The sequence below is a fragment of the Mucilaginibacter endophyticus genome (assembly GCF_003351025.1).
Lineage (GTDB): Bacteria > Bacteroidota > Bacteroidia > Sphingobacteriales > Sphingobacteriaceae > Mucilaginibacter > Mucilaginibacter endophyticus.
Genome location: NZ_QPCG01000006.1, coordinates 266,134 through 282,295 on the forward strand (window position 1 = coordinate 266,134; position 16,162 = coordinate 282,295).

Below are 16,162 nucleotides of genomic sequence, written 5' to 3' on the forward strand. Positions count from 1 at the left end.
AAATTAACACATTCACAGCAAACGGTCTAATAAAAATTAAACCTAAAAGGTTTAAGCACTCAAACTGAAGGCTTTTACCACTTTTTAAACGGCAGGAATTTACCTTCCATAACCACTTTAACACGATCCCCGGCAGGGTTTTCAACCTTGCTGATATCCATGGTAAAATCGATGGCGCTCATGATACCGTCGCCAAATTGCTCGTTGATGATGGCTTTCAGTGTTGTGCCATACACGAGCAATAATTCATAAAAACGGTATTGGGTGGGATCTTTAGGCGGCATCTGGTCTAATGAACCCCTGTCCGGGATGTCCTGCAAGGAAGCTATAATTTCGGCATCAAGGTCAAGCAGTTCACCAATTTTTTCGGCTTCGTGTTTTTCCATTACAGCCTGCCCGTGCAATGCAAGGGTTGTCCAAACTAAACTCCGGCCTATGGCATCGGCTAATTCCTGGTACTTAACTTGTTTATTTTTGATCTCCCTGATGATTATTTCGGTTGCGATTACTCTGTTCATTTTGCTTTTCTTTTTTAGTCAAAATTAGCAGTTAGTAACCTGTAACTATGGTGCTTTTCGGGTAAGCAATGGTATTAATCAACGATTATGATAGCTTGACATAAAAGCAACATTATTCCAGCAACAACGCGTCCTCATCATCAGTAAGGTTAAGCTGAATGGTATCATTACCGGCTATTCCTTCAATGCTACCTCGGATATGGGCCGCGCTTAACAGTACCTTATCCAATTGCTTTTCCCGAGCCTTCCAAAGTTTTTCCATGGCGTCGCGTTCACGCTGAATCGATTGGCGCATACTCATATACCCTTCACGAATGGCCTTCCATTGTTCTGAAAATTCACTGCTGGTGAGGTAATCATATAGCAAGTGCATTTTATCGCCTTTATTATCCTGTGACTTGGCCAGGTTTGAGAGCTTCATTACCCCATCCCTCAAAATATACGACACGGCTTTCACCTCATCAAAACTACAGATCCACACACCGTCACGTTCGCCAAAGCAATCCATGCCTTTGGGATAGCACTGGGTTACAATAACGGCTACGTCAACGCCCATGCTGCGCATATCTTTCTTCAGTTTCTCGATCCAATCCATCGAAAAAGCATTGGTACGCTTACTTTCGTAAATGATTTTGCCGCACTCCTGCCCAAATTGATTTCGTACCGTCTGCACGCAGTCGGCACCACGCACGCCCTTCCCTACCTCGCTAATGATATCAAACGGAAAATAATTGCGCAAAGCTTCTTCCAGTATCAGTTCCTGAACTTCGCCTTGCAGCTGCATCGAGCCCTGTTCGGCTTTACGTTTCATTTCGTCGGCCAGTTTCTTTTGGTCTTCGAGTTGCTTCTCCAGTTCTTTAACCTTCAGCTGATATTCGGTATCTTTTATATTATGGCGTTCGGCTTCCTGCTTACGGATCTGCTCGGTAAGTTCGTTCCGTTGCTCCTGCAGTTTACGTTGTACAGCCAGTTCCATCTCTTCTTCCTTCTGCTTCAACTGACTTTCGCGCTGTAAAAACTCCAGTTCTTTCTGGCGGGCTTGCTTTAGCTTTTCTTCAGTTTCAGTAGCTGAGTTTTTGAGTAAAAGCAACTGGTTCTCAAAATCCTCGCTTATGGTTTTGCGCAGGTTATCTTCAAGTGTTTGCTGCAACTGTTTTTTTTCGTTGTTAAGTCGTTGTTCAAAAGCCATCTGTTGCTGGCGCTCCTTGTTTAAAAACTCCTCATCCTTTTTGCGGTATTCCTCCTCTTTTTGACGGGTATAATCCATCATTTTAACCCTGAGTTGTTTTTTATACTCTTCGGCCATTACCTCTTCTATCGGAAAACCGAAACCGCAACTTGGACACTTAACTTCTGTAGCCATATTATTTATGTAAAAGCTAAAAAGCAGAACGCGCAAAGCGTAAAGCTATTAGCTTATTGATATTATTAAATTACCTTATGTGAAAGTAACTGATAGATTCTGTTTAAAAGGAAAGTTTTTCCCGGAAACCAAAGATAGGGAATTTACGTTTAGCATATAAAAACAGTAATGCCGGGCTTTATTAACATTATTGTAACAAAATGAAACTATGATGATAACAATCTATTGCAATTGCCGTTTATATTGCCGAAGTTTATAACATGCAGATATTGAGAATAGGAAAGGTAATGTGGAGTCATGATTATGACCTGGGCACATTAGGGGTGGCTAACGACGGAGGCGCATTATTTGCATTTACGGCACCGCCACACCACCATACCGGCGAAATTATACTTACCCCTAAAAGCATTGTACTTGATGGCGATGGTTATGAGCATATCCCGCTTGACAGCCTGGAGCAGCTGTACTTAGGATTCGATGAGTTTTACAAACGCTCGATGGTGCGCAGCAGCGGTTTATTCTGGCAACCACTAAGGTTACGCTACAGGCTTAAAGAAGAATTGAAAACCTTATATCTTATTGTTGATCATACCCTTTTTGGCGCAAAAAACCAGCTTTGGTTTAATATCCTGAAACAATTGGTATCCCGCAACGCTTAATTTACTCTGTTTTTCTCCCGGGTATCTAAAACAACACTCCAAAAACATTCAGTTAATCAGCAGTTTAGCAATACTGGTTGTGAATATACCTCAATACGGGTATTTCATAAAAGCATGAATAATGGCATATTTGCAATGCTGAATTGCACTTAACACCTGTTATCACTTTTTTATGAAAAAACTCGGATTCCTGAGGCTGTTCTCTTGTTTACCCCTCATCGCCATCATTATTCCGGATATTACCGAAACATTTATTAACCCCGACTTTAAAATACCTTTTATTCATATCGTTTCCGGAGCGGCCCTTGTTGCCATCATCGGTATTTGTACATTGATAATCCGTCGTCAAAAAAAGCAGGACCTGAAAGTTCAGTACCAGCGTTCCTAAAATCGGACGTCCCATACCTTAATAAAACAAAAAAACGGCGCGGGTTATCCGCGCCGTTCCTGTTAATATATTTTTCAGATTATTTGGCTTTGCCAAACTCACCGTTAGCTTTAATAGTTACTTCGTCGCTTACCATGGCGTTACCGAATTTTGAACCGAAGTTAAAGTCAGAACGTTTGATAGTACCGGTTAACTGGAAACCTGCGTCATCAGCTTTGCTCATTGGGTTTTGGATAGTACCACGGTACCATAAATCAAATGAAGCCGGTTTAGTTACACCGTGTAAAGTTAAGTTACCGGTAAGTTTGTAGTGCTTATCAGATGTTTTGGTGATAGCAGTGCTGGTGAAAGTAAGGGTTGGGTAAGTAGCCACATCAAAAAAGTCAGGGCTGGTGATGTGTTTATCGCGCTGATCGTTGTCAGTAGTCACTGAAGCTGTTTGTATGCTGATCTGGAATTTAGCATCGCTGAAATCCGGTTTAGCGGCGGTGATAGTTGCATCGTAGTTTTTAAATATACCGTCAACGTCAGATACCATTAAGTGGGTTACAGTAAATTTAACGTTTGAATGCGCTTTGTCTACAGACCAGGTAGTTTGTGCTGATGCTGCCGTGTAAGAGAATGCTGCTGCTAACAGGATAAGAATCTTTTTCATTGTTTTAATCTTTAAATTTCTTTTTTGTTTTTGATTTATGGTTCAAAAGTATACAAATGATCGGGACTTCAAACAAAAAAGATGTTTAAACATCTTTTTATTAAAATCGGATGACAATATACTACCAATTTAGTAGAATATGCAAGTGTAATCAGCAATTTTTGAAGAGTTTTTGCCCTTAGGTTTTTAAGGTCTTTTGCTTGTTGCGGAGCATGATCATGGCCTTATCAGCCCTTATTTTCCGTGTGGCTTCCTGCTTGGCCGAACCTACCCAGTCGCAATATCCTTGTTTGTATGATTTAGCCAGGCTCTCAAAAAATTCGTTGGCTTCAGCATCGCTGTCAAGCAATACCTGTAATTCGGCAGGGGTACCTTCAATATGTTCGCCGGCTTTAAGCATGATCTTTTGTATCGGTTGATTTACGGCTAAAGATAACATTTACTGGGGCAATACATCGGGCTGCAGCACCATAATTACCGCAAGTAAAATTATTAACAGAAAAGAGATGGCTAAAAGCGTGTCAACAAGCAACCTTTGTTTTTTTGATTCCATATTACTATTAATTAAAAACAGTAAAAGCCGCAGGTTAGCTTATAATTGAATATAGTAAAAACGATGCTCCTTCTTTATTATTATAAGGCATTTAGAGAAAAGATAAGTGTAACTTAAATTTTATAAAACCTAAAATAAATACGGTTGTTATTCAACTATAATTGAGATTTTACCAAAAATTAAAGTAATTATGTGAGATAGCCCCGCCTAAAAGTGAGGCTATCTTTTTTAGGGGCTGCCCTAATGCCGATGAAACGGCTGCTCAAAAAACTCATCTACCTTTTTATTAAACTCATCAGCATGTTCAACCAGGGTGCCATGGCCCGAATTGGGCAGGATCCACAAATAAGAATTAGTGATATTTTCAGCTATCTGAACGGTGTGCGTTGTTACAATGAGATCATGATCGCCTGCAATAATGAGCGAAGGACATTTAATAGCTTTCAGAGCCGACAACTTGATATTGGGTTCTTTATAGTCAAGCATAAAGATCTTCCTGTCGTTTTTTTCCTTAGCGGTTGTGAAATGGTAGTCCTTTTTAGCGGCATATTCCTTCTCCATATCTTTCCATAATGAAGGGATAAGGGCTGTAGAATCGGGCCAGAGATTGGCACCTGTAGAAGCCAGTTTTATCACTTTTTCGGGATGCCTCATGGCCAGTACCAATGCATTGATCCCGCCATCGCTCCAGCCTATTACATAAGCCGAATCAATATGCATTATATCGAGCAAGGCAGCAAAATCATCGGCCATCATTTCAAAGGTCAGCGAGTCGCGCGGATCGGTTGATTTACCATGTGCCCTGCTATCGACAGCTATAACCTTATATTTTTTAGCAAAATATGGTATGTTTTTTTCAAAAGCGTTGATACTGCCGCCATTGCCATGTATCATCAACAAAGGTTTGCCTTTGCCATAAACCTCCGTATAAAGTTTTATCCCCCTAACGTCGTAGTATTTACCGGCAGCAGCGTTATCGCCATAAACAATACCTTTTTGCTGACTGCAGGCCATAAACGCCTGGCATACCAATACTACTAACAATAGCTTTTTTAATATCATGATCGCCCGATTTAAGTCCATTAAATATACACCTATAATGCACAGTTCTGCGTTTGGTTGCAACGTACTTTAATTATTTTTTAGATAATGCTGTAAATCAAACATGTATTATATTTGTGCACTTTAACAAAAGTACTTTTTAAACCATACGGTCAAAACAATATCATACCTGTAACTATTATAGAATGAAATGTTTATAAACCGTATACATACATTGTTCATGCCTGCAGCCTTTCCTAAGCAACTTATAATAACAGCCCCGCTTTTTTTCCTGATGTCCCTGTTCACGCCGGGCAATTGTTTTGCTCAGCAAAGTGTCGCTACATCGGCCAATCATTTTAAGTTTAAAACGGTAATTATCGATGCCGGACACGGAGGTAAGGATCCTGGATCGCACGGCGCTTACTCAAAGGAGAAAAACGTTTCTTTAAGTATCGCCAAAAAACTGAGAGATGCTATAAACGACGAAATGAGTGGCATTAAAGTGGTCATGACCCGCAGTACCGATGTTTTTATTGAGTTACACAAACGTACCGATATAGCTAACGATAATAACGGCAACCTGTTTATTTCCATCCATTGTAACTCCTCGCCTCAGCGCAAAGGATCATCAAGGGGTACGCTCTTACTTGTTTACGGTTTTCACCGCAGTCAGGAACAGCGCGAGGCTTTGCGCGAAAATGCTTCGATTTTTATTGAAAAGGATTATAAGGAAAAATACAACGGCTATGGCGATAATGCAGCGGTGAACACTATAGTGCTAAACGCCTTTCAACAAAAATATCGTAAACAGAGTATCCAATTTGGCGATTTAGTAGATAACCAATTCCGCAAAGCCAATGGCAGGCATAGTTTGGGTGTAAAAGAACAGGGGGTTTTAGTACTGGCCCAAAGCGGCATGCCGGCAGTACTGGTTGAAACCGGCTTTATCAATAACCCGACCGACGAAGAATACCTGAACTCGGCCAGCGGGCAAAATGAAATTGTACGGTCGATACTGACCGCCTTAAAGCAATACCGCAATAATCTGGAAGGAAACTGATGCTTGACAAATACAGTAACCAATAAATTTGATAGCATCACCTATTTGGCCGGTGGAACTGTACGCCAGCAGGAAGCTTACCGATTGCTTACAAAATACCGGTTTGTCGAGTTCCTTTCTGGATTCTCTCCCCTATTAGCCGGCACAATTCCCCTTAACATTGATATTGCAAGCAGCGACCTTGACATTATTTGCTATTATAAAAGTGAAGACGATTTCAGGGCATGTCTAACACAACACTTTTCGGCATTTGCGGATTTTACCTTGCAGGGACTTCTGATAAACCAGGAACAAGCGATATTGGCCTCATTTACAACAGATGGCTGGCCAATTGAAATATTCGGACAAAACATCCCCGTAAAACAACAAATGGCCTACCGGCATATGATAGTAGAACATCATCTACTTCAGCAAAATGGAGAATTATTCAGGAAACAAATAGTAGATTTGAAAAATCAGGGTTATAAAACCGAGCCTGCATTTGCAAAGGCGCTTGGTCTAATTGGTGATCCCTATCTTAGTCTTCTTGATCTTGAAATGTAACCAATCATTACGCTCCCTTATGATATTTATTATCAATAGTGTAATATTTATTTAAGGCATCAAAGCAACATAACGGGTTAAAACGAACTTTTAAAGCTTATATTATTCGCCTAAAACCAAATAAAAATTTATTTTATAAATATTATCTAAAGGCACTTTTTAGCAAAATATCTTTTGTGTTTCGCCGTTTCAGGGACTCAATAAAACCAAAACACAAACACAAATGAAAAAAATCCTTATCGTAATCCCGGTGCTCCTGCTGGTATTTCAAATTTCAAAAGCGCAAACTGAAAAAGGCTCACAAACCATTGGTACCGATTTGCTGTTTCTGCATCAGAAGTCATCGCAAAACTATGTTGTGCCAGGTGGTGGCCCGTACAATTCCGATTTTAAAGTCACCAATTTTAACTTTGGCCCCACCTACAGCTATTTTATAGCAGATAAGCTTGACATAGGTTTAAGTGCCAATTATGGTTATACTAAACAGGACAATAACAACAGCAGTTACTCAAGCAATCAAACATCGCATCAATATAGGGCAAGCCTCTTTATGCGCAAGTATTTTATGTTTGGCGATAAATTAGGCTTGCGCGCAGGCCCGTACCTGGGATATAGCCGTAGTGACTTTAAATCGATAGACGCCGGCAATGTCACCAAAAATAAAACCGATAATTATTCAGTTGGAGCAAATATGGCCCTTGTTTATTATCCGGTAAAAAAACTTGGTGTATCGGCAATGTTAGCAAATGTTTCCTATCAGCATAGTAAGCTAAAAGATGATACAGGCCAGATTGGAAGTGGCGACAATGTCTTTTTCAATTTAATAAATGACGGATTGTCGTTATCTGTATTTTATACTTTTGGAGGGAAATAAGCGCTAAGCTTCGGGGGCAGGATAATGAAATCCTGCCCTCATTTTATTTTGTACGGTGGATAATAAACCCGTTATGAACGGTTTCCATACCTACCTTAGGATAATACTCCATAGCTGTAGTAGCCGAAAGCAGCAAAAGCATAGTTTCATCACCGATGGCCTCCTTGGTTAGTTCAAGCAGTTTTTTTCCAATACCTTCTTTTTGATAATCTTTAGTAACCGCCAAATCTGATAAATAGCAACTGTAGCAAAAATCAGTTAACGCGCGTGACACGCCCACCAGTTTATCGTCATCCCATGCGCTTACTACCAGATTTGAATTTTGGTACATCCTGGCAATTCGTTCGGCATCGTGGGTTGGGCGTTTCAGTCCGGCGTTATCATAAAGCTCTATCACTTGTTGAGCTGTTGGCATTGTTCCTGTTTTGTAAGTTATTTCCATATTGTAGTTTATTTGTTTACTTGCTTATACATCAAATGTAAGCAGCAACTGTACTACACCACTACGCCAGAATTAAGAAAGCAGGTAGTCCAGCCGAAATGAAATGGAAATAACTTAATAGGAGTAATTAGTACAGCCTGATCACCATTTTTTGAAAATGACAAACACAGCCAACACAATAAGACCGAAGCCAACCAGGTGGTTCCAGCCCAGTTTTTCGTTTTTGAAAAGCAGGGTGGTAAATATCATAAATACGGTAAGCGTAATAGCCTCCTGAATAGTTTTCAGCTCAACCAGTGTAAAAGGTCCGCCGTTTTCCTTAAAGCCACCTTCATTGGCCGGCACCTGGAACAGATATTCAAAAAAAGCCAGCCCCCAGCTTATTAGTATAATGGCTATCAAGCTCAGGTTTTTGCCCCAATCGTACTCCTTAAACTTAAGGTGTCCGTACCAGGCGAAGGTCATAAAGGTGTTGGATATAAACAGGAATGAAACTGTGCGCAAGCCTTTCATTAATACAAAATGTTATGGTGCAAATATCAGTAAATTGAGATACATAACACACCAGCCCCTGCTTTGTTACGCCGCCCGTTTAAAACTTAAACACCAGCTGTGCACCAAGTGAAAGCGAGTTCCAGTTTGTTGAGCCGGATGCATCGCCCAAAGTTAGTTTCTGAGAAAAGAAGTTATACTTAGATTCGATATTGATACCCAAGTTAGGCGTTAAAGGAAAAGCTATCCCAACCTTGGGAGCATAATATAATGATTGCGACCATTTATCGTAAACAAAAGGATCGATGCCATCAATTTCATAGGCTACCGCAAAGTCAGTAAAATACAGCCCTAAATTAGCACCACCATAAACCCTGAAGTTATCTGCTATATCAATGTTATAAGCCGCTCCTGCATAAATGGAAATTACGGGCATATCGGCATAATAGGTATTGGCAGTAACCCCGCTTGCTTCATCTGTTTCAGAAATAAAATATTCGTGCGGCCTAAAGTTGGTGTATCCACCGTTTAAGCTCACCGTAAGTGGACCCAAAAACCTGTAAACGCTGGCATTAAAATTAATTGCAGATTTAAAAGTAGAATTAAAACTACCTGTTGGAATCTCGGCCCCCGTACCAACTGCTATGCCCCAGCCATCGCTAAAGTTAACAGCACCACTTCCGCCACCGCCATAAGTTAAAGCCCGGTTAGACCGACGCTGTGCAATGGCATTGCTAAAGCACAAAAACAAAACAACTATTAATGATAGCTTAAAAAAGAAAACAGGATTTTTCATGAGCAGCAGGGAAAACCTTTGGGGAGATTTTGGATAATGGTGTTTAGGGGTCATTTACCCGTAAAAATAAGAAAATTAAGTTAATCAGAAACACTAAATTAATTTCATAACAATACAAAACCACAAAAAAGCCCGGCTTTGTAAACCGGGCAATGGCGCATTAAGGGGTACTAAACTATATATAGGTTTATAATGATCTGTTTGTATCAGCTTAAAGCCGGCAAATTATTATTGCAACTGTGAATCAGTTGTATCCCTGAGCTTTCGCAGGTAAGCTATGCCCAGTGTGCAGGCGATTATAAAAACCAGCAAAGAGCACTCAATGTAAATATGAAATGGTGAAATATTTTTAAAGGAGCCAACAATAAAAGTGGCGATATCAGGTAGCAACAAGCCAAACAATGGAAAGCCTGCAAACAACCTTAAAATTGCTAATTTTTCCATAAGAGAGATAGGTGTCAGTTAATACGTCTAATTTACAACTTTTGCGAATAATAAAAAATAAATATTTCCTTTTAGTAAACATTTATTTTCGATATGATTAAAAAAATATTTTACCGGTCTTGAATGGGTCAGAGTTGATAGTACTCTTCTATTGAGCGGCCAATTTCCTGCAAAGGAATTAAATGATCCCCAAAACGGTGCTCAATAATCTCCCAATAACCTTTTGTTAACCTGGTTATGGTGTAAAAAGCAGAGTAGTTTAACACACTAAAGGTAGTGTGATTAGCAACTGAGGGAATAATTTTATAAGTTCGCGTATTAACTTTTAGTTCAAAAGGTTCCATAGGCATTAGTTACACAAAACTATTGCGCAATATACAAGTTATGCAAGCCGGATACACCCCGTATTTTCACCCATTTTGCACTACGTATTTATACCTATTTAAAAGGGTTAAAAAGGCATTGCTTTTACCAGTTCAAGTACATTTTGTTTAATCGCCGGATCATTTTCGATGATATGCAAAAGCTCATCATCATTTGATACCGAAACAATTACAAAGTTTTTATCCTGGTTCCAGAAGTTGCCGCTTATAACCACCTTACCATTGTTTTTAAGCTCATCATAATAACCTACCCTATCGGTTAAACATTGCTGGCTATTTGTGGCGTTGGTAATTTCTTCAAAAAACAGCATCACGTGATGCGGATCTTTATAGGCTGATGCATGTACCATAAAATTGCTTTTTCTTATTGCAGATATTTAATTACTAAACCTATGAAGCTAAACAGGTAACCTCGGTAAGGATATTACCCGGAGCGTTAAAATAAAACCCGTAGCCGCCACGCAAAGAAGCCGGGGCCTGCGTCACATTGACGCCACCTGCAACCAGGCGATCGTAAACCTCGGTTACCTGTTCATGGCTATCAACTAAAAAACCAATATGAAAGGCATCGGGATAGCTGTTGTTGCCATTACGGTTAAAGGTATCGGCCATGAGCACCAGGATAAACCCGTCCTTACCTTCCATTATAGCCAGCATATTATTGCCCTTTACACCGGTGCACTTAAATTGAAAGTATTGCTCAAAAAACAAGGAACTTGCCTGCACATCCGTTACCGGCAAATTAATGTGATTAAGCTTAATATTGGTAATGGACATAATTATAATGGTTTTAATGCTTTTAATACCAGGCCAAGTGTTTGCTCCATCAGTTTATCATCAAGTGTAAAACTGCTGTTAACATAACTATTGCCCTGGTTGTGAAATTTGATGAGCTGATAAAGCGGCGCATAAGCAATTGCCCAGTAAACCTCAAAAGGTAATGGCACCAATTGTTGTTTTTCTTCGGCGTTACGCATAAACACGCCTAAAATTTGCCCAAAGCTAACTGTAAGCATGGCGGTTACCTTTTCATAAAAATGAGTGTAACGCATAATTTCAATGAACTCCATATCCAACGGGCATTCCATAAAATATTCAAGCCGGTTACGCCATTGCACCTTTAATCCCTCTGCAAAATCCATATCGGGCGAAAAACTCCTGAGACTAAAAGCCATCATCTTTTCCGCTACACTAACACAAAGGCTACTGATTAGCTCTTCTTTATCTTTATGATAAATATAAATGGTTGCCGGTGATACACCTGCTGCCTTCGCGAGCTTGTTGACACCAAAGCCGTCAAGCCCTTCGGCAACTATCATTTCAATAGCTTTCTGGCGTATCTGCTGCTCTTTATGTTCGTCGCGTGGTCTCATTTCAATACAAATATAAGTGAGCGTTCGCTTATTTAAAAGTAAAATGTTCAAATAATCCTCAAACGACCATTTTGTCGTGGAACAAATTATTTACGCAATAAGCTTAAAGTAAGATATAGCTAAAACCAACAGCAGCAGCCACACAATACTGATCAAACTTTTTCTGGGCTTACTCATCCCGTCCTTGTTTTTAAGTACCTTGAAAAAGGCCACAGTATACAGTACCACCGAAAACGCGGCACAAATACTAACTACAATCTTATTATCTATAAGGTATACACCTAAAAGCGGTAGTAAAATAGCAATTGAAACCCAACGGCCATATTTTTCTTTAAATGTAGGCCGGGTATTAACAGTTATCGGCTTTATTCCCTCTAACACTAACGCCAATGCTTCCCTATCATCTATCAGTTTAGAGATAATTATGGTATTGGCCGGATCATTAGTTTTACCCTTGATTGTAAAAGCGCCGTTGGTACTTTTTATAATAGCAGTTATATCAGAAAGCAGGATAGATCTTGGCAACAAATTCTTTTGCTCACGGGTAATCGTCAATTCGTCGATGGTAATAACATAACTATCATATGCTGCTTTTAACTTTTTTAATATCCGGAAAACAAGAAATCCGTAAAGTAATATTAAAAAAACCAGCAAACCAACCCACATGGCGTCTGCTCCGTTACGCGGCTCATAAGTATAATAACCGAAAGCTATTATAACAATAACTATTGCAGTTATTGCCCAAATTACCGTATTTTTCTTTGACGCCTCATATCCGGCCTGGCCAATCTTAAATTTCTGAGCTTCCATCGCTATTTGCAATAAGGTTTTTGTGCAACTAAATTACTTAAATCCGGCAATTTAAATGTGTGTTTGAAATAAAAGCCATCCCCGTTAAAACAATAAGCAGCATCGCCTGTTCCTATTCTGATTAACTAATAATTACCACGCAATGGATACCATTTTTACAAAACGACGATAAAGCCGACTTAAACAAGTCATTTCGAGTTTCGAAACAATAATTAATTATTTTTATTTAAATTATAAAGAAATAATCCCTACCTTAGCATTATCATACTAAATGTTAATAATTATGGAAAAATTAATAATATTAAGAATGTTCTTCTGCTTCCCGCTTGTGGGCTTATTGGTTCCGGATGCCGGCTTTTTATTGTCAAATTTCCCTGGTAAAGTTCCGGTAGTTCATGTAGCGATTGAAGTAGCATTGCTACTTTGCATTTCACTTTGCACCGCGGCTATAGCATACGGAAAAAAACGCAATCAGGCTCCAGCTAACGAAGCTTCATTTTCCTGAACAGTCTATACAAAAAATAAAAGTATTTAGGTTGGGCTTACAAAGCCTGCTTTAAAATTGGGGTTTTTATGCCCCAATTTTACTTTAAAGCCCCACAATACTACCCTTAATTTCTTATTAGTTATACAGTATTTCATGATGGTATAAGTTTTGCCATGTTCAATAATAGTTTTTTTATTGATATTTGGTAAACCGCTATCGCGTTCATGAAAAAAATTCTATTTCTACTTTTTCTGCCACTATACTCACTCGCCCAAACTGCAGGCTCATACATCCAGGAAGGCAACTCAAAAGCCAACGCCAAAGATTATAAGGGGGCCATCCAGGATTTTACGCGCGCTATAGAACTTAACAATCAAAACGCTGAAGTTTTTTACTACAGGGCGAATGCCTATGGCAATATTAAAGATTACAAGGCGGCTATCAATGACTATACCCAAGCCCTTGCGCTAAAGCCCGAACTAGCTAACGGCTACCTTTACAAGGCTAACGCAGAAGCCGCCGTACAGGATTACCAGGCAGCAATCGTCGATTTTGATAAAGCCATAGCACGGGGGCCAAAAACTGCAGACATGTTCCACTACAGGGGCAATGCCAAAAGTAATATGGGCGATAATGTAGGCGCTATTGCTGATTTTACAACCGCGCTTCAATTTACGCCAAACGATGCCGAACTGTACAAATACAGGGGACTTGCCAAAAACAATAACAACGATTTTATCGGTGCTATTGCCGATTATAGCCTGGCCATAAAACTTAGCCCCAACAGTGTCGAGGTATATCAATACCGGGCAGGCAGCAAAGCCAGCCTAAATGACTATAATGGCGCTATTGCTGATTATACCAAAACGCTGTCGCTTAACCCTAATAACGCCGAAGCTTATTTTTACAGGGCGAATACCCGGGCTAAATTAAATGACAATAAAGGTGCTATTGAAGATTATAAGAAAGCCGCGGCCATAAACCCTAACCTTAAAAATCTTTTGCTTTATATGGCCAATGCGCAAAGCAATACGGGAGATACCAATACCGCGCTTGACTACTTCAACAAAGCTATCGCGCAATCGCCTCAAAATGCCAACCTGTATATGTCGCGCGGGGTTATCAAAAGTGGCAAGAAAGACAACCAGGGTGCTTTAGACGATTTTAATAAAACTATTGAACTCGACCCAAAAAACGGCGAGGCCTATCAAAGCCGTTCATTTGCAAAACTGGCATTGGGTGATAATGAAGGTGCAAAAGATGATGCCCAATCGGCAATTGATATTAATCCCAATAGCATTAGCGCATACATAAGCTTAAGTAAAGCTAAAATGGCCATGAAGGATACCGTTGGGGTTATTGCCGATTTAACCAAAGCAATAAGCCTCAATAGCAAAAGCGATGAGGCTTACCTCGCGCGCGGCGATGCCTACCGTGATTTAGGAGTACCAGTAGCGGCTATTAATGATTATACCAAGGCCATTGCCGTAAACCCCGTTTACACCTATGCCTTTTTAAACCGCGCCATCGAAAAAACAAAACTAAGCGATCATGCCGGAGCGGTAAAAGATCTTGAAAAACTCATCAGCATTGCGCCCCAGCAGCAAAATGGGTACGCGCGATTAGGTAAAATCAATAACTTCTATAAGTATACCAATAACGGCATACAGCTGTTTAGTGCTGCTATAGCGCTTAACCCAGCAAATGTTAATTTCTATCTTTATCGGGGAGAGGCAAAAGCCGCCATCGGTGATACCAAAGGGGCTATGGCCGATTATAATGCAGGCGTACTTAAAGCCCCTAAAAATATCACACTGCTATTAAAACGGGCCCTAGCCAAAGCCGATGCCGAAGACAATAGTGGCGCAATCACTGACTTGAGCAGTGCGCTCAAAATCGATTCCTTATCCGACTCTACCGCATTGGTATGGCAGGCAAGGGGTTTTGTAAAAGCCAAACTCAAAAATTATAAGGGCGCCCTTGCTGATCTTGACCGTGCCGTTTCAATTTACTCCAACGATGAAACTTTCTTAATCAGGGGCGATGTTAAAATGGCCATTAAAGATTATGCCGGCGCGGCAGACGATTTTCACAACGCTGCCTACATGAATGATACCAGCATAAAAGCATACTCCCGTGGTGCAATTGCCAAAAGTTACCTTGGCGATGCCCAGGGCGTAAAAGATGATTTTACCGCCGCGTTTAAAATAGCTCCAAGCAATCCGGATTTATATATTGACAGGGCAATTGCCAAAATAAATTTAAAAGATCCCAACGGCGCTGTTTTGGATTGCAATACAGCTATAGGTCTCGATCCCAAAAACAGCAGGGCTTATTTACAAAGAGGCCTTGCCAAATTAGCGCTCAGTGATAAAACAGAGGGCTGCGCAGATATTAATAAAGCTTTAAGCATGGGCTCGAAGGAAGCACCGGATTTAATATCAAAATATTGCAAATAAGTATAACTTTTTATTTACAATATCCGTAAAATAAGTAACTATTAACTGATCTATAAATAACAACCAAGCCCCGAAAGGGGCTTTTACATTTAAACGGATTTTAATGCGGTTATACCGCTTTCTTATCCTCTATATGTAATTGTTCGCGCAAGTCCTTTAGTTCCATTTCGTAGGCACGCATCCGGGCCTGCAAAATATCAACCTCGGTACGCATCATCTGTATTTCGGTAATTAGTTTAGCAGATTCAGGTTTATTGATCATTTTTTCGCCGGTACCGAGGATCAACCATTCGGGCGAATATTTAAGTTGAAAACAAAGCTTCCGGATCAGATAATAGCTGATATCCTGCTTTTTATTGATCACCTTACTAATAAAACCCTGGTCAACACCAATAGCTCCGGCAAGCCCCAGCTGGCCGCCGTGCTCTTTCACAACAACCTTCAACCGTTTTATAATCGCTTCGTCAGACATAAGTGACTGCAATAATAATCATTTTGTTTATCCATGCAACATATAATTACTTTATTGACAAGTATCAGAAATAAAAAAGGTCAAATGCCCCAACAGCAAATGACCTTAAAGTAAAACTAACCAACAAAAACTATATATGACAATAAAAATAAGCTTAGGTTAAAGCAGCGAGCAGTTATAACGTCCTGATATTAAAGGCTCATTATACATTTTAATACGAAGCCCATAAAATAAAGTTGCGTAATATTTAAAACTTTTTCGAATATTTTTTTGTCTGAAAATTACCCCATGCATAAATTTTAAAATATGCCTAAAAAGCCGAACTTTACATTTACAATCTCTTAACA

The 16,162-nt window shown here is 39.8% G+C and carries 21 protein-coding genes; 7 read left to right on the forward strand and 14 right to left on the reverse strand.

Annotation, left to right across the window (positions count from 1 at the left end; translation table 11 throughout):
- Window positions 1-74: 74 nt before the first annotated feature.
- On the reverse strand, window positions 75-518 hold the full coding sequence (gene cynS / locus DUL71_RS23995) for a cyanase (RefSeq protein WP_114940420.1): 444 nt from the start codon (window positions 516-518) through the stop codon (window positions 75-77).
- Between the two features lie 112 nt (window positions 519-630).
- Window positions 631-1,881, reverse strand: a complete 1,251-nt coding sequence (locus DUL71_RS24000) for a DUF2130 domain-containing protein (RefSeq protein WP_167443312.1) — start codon at window positions 1,879-1,881, stop codon at window positions 631-633.
- Between the two features lie 260 nt (window positions 1,882-2,141).
- On the opposite strand from DUL71_RS24000, the gene DUL71_RS24005 reads away from it, so the two are divergent.
- Together DUL71_RS24005 and DUL71_RS24010 are read left to right on the forward strand one after the other, a co-directional pair.
- Window positions 2,142-2,540, forward strand: a complete 399-nt coding sequence (locus DUL71_RS24005) for a hypothetical protein (protein WP_146750160.1) — start codon at window positions 2,142-2,144, stop codon at window positions 2,538-2,540.
- A 172-nt stretch (window positions 2,541-2,712) separates the two neighbouring features.
- Window positions 2,713-2,928 (forward strand): hypothetical protein, encoded by a 216-nt coding sequence (locus DUL71_RS24010; protein WP_114940421.1) that lies wholly within the window; start codon window positions 2,713-2,715, stop codon window positions 2,926-2,928.
- 79 nt (window positions 2,929-3,007) lie between these two features.
- On the opposite strand, the gene DUL71_RS24015 is transcribed toward DUL71_RS24010, so the two are convergent.
- The 3 genes from DUL71_RS24015 to DUL71_RS24025 form a co-directional block, all read right to left on the reverse strand.
- Window positions 3,008-3,583 (reverse strand): YceI family protein, encoded by a 576-nt coding sequence (locus DUL71_RS24015; RefSeq protein ID WP_114940422.1) that lies wholly within the window; start codon window positions 3,581-3,583, stop codon window positions 3,008-3,010.
- A 178-nt stretch (window positions 3,584-3,761) separates the two neighbouring features.
- Window positions 3,762-4,022 carry a YdeI/OmpD-associated family protein gene (locus tag DUL71_RS24020; protein WP_114940423.1) on the reverse strand — a complete coding sequence of 87 codons (261 nt, stop codon included), beginning with the start codon at window positions 4,020-4,022 and terminating at the stop codon, window positions 3,762-3,764.
- 354 nt (window positions 4,023-4,376) lie between these two features.
- Window positions 4,377-5,198, reverse strand: a complete 822-nt coding sequence (locus DUL71_RS24025; RefSeq protein ID WP_114940424.1) for an alpha/beta fold hydrolase — start codon at window positions 5,196-5,198, stop codon at window positions 4,377-4,379.
- A gap of 220 nt (window positions 5,199-5,418) precedes the next feature.
- Here DUL71_RS24025 and DUL71_RS24030 point away from each other — a divergent pair, with 220 nt between their 5' ends.
- From DUL71_RS24030 to DUL71_RS24040, 3 genes are all read left to right on the forward strand, one after another.
- A complete protein-coding gene (locus DUL71_RS24030) occupies window positions 5,419-6,240 on the forward strand; it encodes an N-acetylmuramoyl-L-alanine amidase family protein (RefSeq protein WP_244228826.1) in 822 nt (273 codons plus the stop codon).
- 3 nt (window positions 6,241-6,243) lie between these two features.
- Entirely contained in the window at window positions 6,244-6,783 is a 540-nt protein-coding gene (locus DUL71_RS24035) for a DUF4269 domain-containing protein (RefSeq protein WP_114940425.1), read from the forward strand.
- 223 nt (window positions 6,784-7,006) lie between these two features.
- On the forward strand, window positions 7,007-7,657 hold the full coding sequence (locus DUL71_RS24040) for a hypothetical protein (protein ID WP_114940426.1): 651 nt from the start codon (window positions 7,007-7,009) through the stop codon (window positions 7,655-7,657).
- A gap of 43 nt (window positions 7,658-7,700) precedes the next feature.
- On the opposite strand, the gene DUL71_RS24045 is transcribed toward DUL71_RS24040, so the two are convergent.
- The 8 genes from DUL71_RS24045 to DUL71_RS24085 form a co-directional block, all read right to left on the reverse strand.
- Window positions 7,701-8,099 carry a GNAT family N-acetyltransferase gene (locus DUL71_RS24045; RefSeq protein ID WP_114940427.1) on the reverse strand — a complete coding sequence of 133 codons (399 nt, stop codon included), beginning with the start codon at window positions 8,097-8,099 and terminating at the stop codon, window positions 7,701-7,703.
- Window positions 8,100-8,240: 141 nt separating this feature from the next.
- Window positions 8,241-8,612 (reverse strand): DMT family protein, encoded by a 372-nt coding sequence (locus DUL71_RS24050; RefSeq protein WP_114940428.1) that lies wholly within the window; start codon window positions 8,610-8,612, stop codon window positions 8,241-8,243.
- Between the two features lie 79 nt (window positions 8,613-8,691).
- On the reverse strand, window positions 8,692-9,387 hold the full coding sequence (locus DUL71_RS24055; protein WP_161964494.1) for an outer membrane beta-barrel protein: 696 nt from the start codon (window positions 9,385-9,387) through the stop codon (window positions 8,692-8,694).
- Between the two features lie 572 nt (window positions 9,388-9,959).
- Window positions 9,960-10,175: a hypothetical protein gene (locus tag DUL71_RS24065; protein ID WP_114940430.1), complete on the reverse strand. Its 216-nt coding sequence runs from the start codon at window positions 10,173-10,175 to the stop codon at window positions 9,960-9,962.
- 107 nt (window positions 10,176-10,282) lie between these two features.
- Window positions 10,283-10,564: a YciI family protein gene (locus DUL71_RS24070; RefSeq protein ID WP_114940431.1), complete on the reverse strand. Its 282-nt coding sequence runs from the start codon at window positions 10,562-10,564 to the stop codon at window positions 10,283-10,285.
- A 40-nt stretch (window positions 10,565-10,604) separates the two neighbouring features.
- On the reverse strand, window positions 10,605-10,991 hold the full coding sequence (locus DUL71_RS24075; protein ID WP_244228827.1) for a VOC family protein: 387 nt from the start codon (window positions 10,989-10,991) through the stop codon (window positions 10,605-10,607).
- A 2-nt stretch (window positions 10,992-10,993) separates the two neighbouring features.
- Window positions 10,994-11,587 carry a TetR/AcrR family transcriptional regulator gene (locus DUL71_RS24080; protein WP_114940432.1) on the reverse strand — a complete coding sequence of 198 codons (594 nt, stop codon included), beginning with the start codon at window positions 11,585-11,587 and terminating at the stop codon, window positions 10,994-10,996.
- 90 nt (window positions 11,588-11,677) lie between these two features.
- Entirely contained in the window at window positions 11,678-12,397 is a 720-nt protein-coding gene (locus tag DUL71_RS24085; protein WP_114940433.1) for a hypothetical protein, read from the reverse strand.
- 283 nt (window positions 12,398-12,680) lie between these two features.
- Here DUL71_RS24085 and DUL71_RS24090 point away from each other — a divergent pair, with 283 nt between their 5' ends.
- Together DUL71_RS24090 and DUL71_RS24095 are read left to right on the forward strand one after the other, a co-directional pair.
- On the forward strand, window positions 12,681-12,902 hold the full coding sequence (locus tag DUL71_RS24090; protein WP_154402470.1) for a hypothetical protein: 222 nt from the start codon (window positions 12,681-12,683) through the stop codon (window positions 12,900-12,902).
- A 206-nt stretch (window positions 12,903-13,108) separates the two neighbouring features.
- Window positions 13,109-15,343, forward strand: coding sequence for a tetratricopeptide repeat protein (locus DUL71_RS24095; RefSeq protein ID WP_114940435.1), 2,235 nt, complete (start codon window positions 13,109-13,111; stop codon window positions 15,341-15,343).
- Window positions 15,344-15,452: 109 nt separating this feature from the next.
- Here DUL71_RS24095 and DUL71_RS24100 read toward each other — a convergent pair whose 3' ends face one another.
- Window positions 15,453-15,815 carry a helix-turn-helix domain-containing protein gene (locus tag DUL71_RS24100; RefSeq protein WP_114940436.1) on the reverse strand — a complete coding sequence of 121 codons (363 nt, stop codon included), beginning with the start codon at window positions 15,813-15,815 and terminating at the stop codon, window positions 15,453-15,455.
- Between the last annotated feature and the right edge of the window lie 347 nt (window positions 15,816-16,162).

Coding starts and splice junctions, on each gene's coding strand:
- DUL71_RS24075 (WP_244228827.1), bottom strand. CDS start 10,991: ATGTCCATTACCAATATTAAGCTTAATCACATTAATTTGCCGGTAACG.
- DUL71_RS24070 (WP_114940431.1), bottom strand. CDS start 10,564: ATGGTACATGCATCAGCCTATAAAGATCCGCATCACGTGATGCTGTTT.
- DUL71_RS24095 (WP_114940435.1), top strand. CDS start 13,109: ATGAAAAAAATTCTATTTCTACTTTTTCTGCCACTATACTCACTCGCC.
- DUL71_RS24045 (WP_114940427.1), bottom strand. CDS start 8,099: ATGGAAATAACTTACAAAACAGGAACAATGCCAACAGCTCAACAAGTG.
- cynS (WP_114940420.1), bottom strand. CDS start 518: ATGAACAGAGTAATCGCAACCGAAATAATCATCAGGGAGATCAAAAAT.
- DUL71_RS24080 (WP_114940432.1), bottom strand. CDS start 11,587: ATGAGACCACGCGACGAACATAAAGAGCAGCAGATACGCCAGAAAGCT.
- DUL71_RS24050 (WP_114940428.1), bottom strand. CDS start 8,612: ATGAAAGGCTTGCGCACAGTTTCATTCCTGTTTATATCCAACACCTTT.
- DUL71_RS24065 (WP_114940430.1), bottom strand. CDS start 10,175: ATGGAACCTTTTGAACTAAAAGTTAATACGCGAACTTATAAAATTATT.
- DUL71_RS24100 (WP_114940436.1), bottom strand. CDS start 15,815: ATGTCTGACGAAGCGATTATAAAACGGTTGAAGGTTGTTGTGAAAGAG.
- DUL71_RS24090 (WP_154402470.1), top strand. CDS start 12,681: ATGGAAAAATTAATAATATTAAGAATGTTCTTCTGCTTCCCGCTTGTG.
- DUL71_RS24025 (WP_114940424.1), bottom strand. CDS start 5,198: ATGATATTAAAAAAGCTATTGTTAGTAGTATTGGTATGCCAGGCGTTT.
- DUL71_RS24000 (WP_167443312.1), bottom strand. CDS start 1,881: ATGGCTACAGAAGTTAAGTGTCCAAGTTGCGGTTTCGGTTTTCCGATA.
- DUL71_RS24030 (WP_244228826.1), top strand. CDS start 5,419: ATGCCTGCAGCCTTTCCTAAGCAACTTATAATAACAGCCCCGCTTTTT.
- DUL71_RS24085 (WP_114940433.1), bottom strand. CDS start 12,397: ATGGAAGCTCAGAAATTTAAGATTGGCCAGGCCGGATATGAGGCGTCA.
- DUL71_RS24010 (WP_114940421.1), top strand. CDS start 2,713: ATGAAAAAACTCGGATTCCTGAGGCTGTTCTCTTGTTTACCCCTCATC.
- DUL71_RS24015 (WP_114940422.1), bottom strand. CDS start 3,583: ATGAAAAAGATTCTTATCCTGTTAGCAGCAGCATTCTCTTACACGGCA.
- DUL71_RS24005 (WP_146750160.1), top strand. CDS start 2,142: ATGCAGATATTGAGAATAGGAAAGGTAATGTGGAGTCATGATTATGAC.
- DUL71_RS24055 (WP_161964494.1), bottom strand. CDS start 9,387: ATGAAAAATCCTGTTTTCTTTTTTAAGCTATCATTAATAGTTGTTTTG.
- DUL71_RS24020 (WP_114940423.1), bottom strand. CDS start 4,022: ATGTTATCTTTAGCCGTAAATCAACCGATACAAAAGATCATGCTTAAA.
- DUL71_RS24040 (WP_114940426.1), top strand. CDS start 7,007: ATGAAAAAAATCCTTATCGTAATCCCGGTGCTCCTGCTGGTATTTCAA.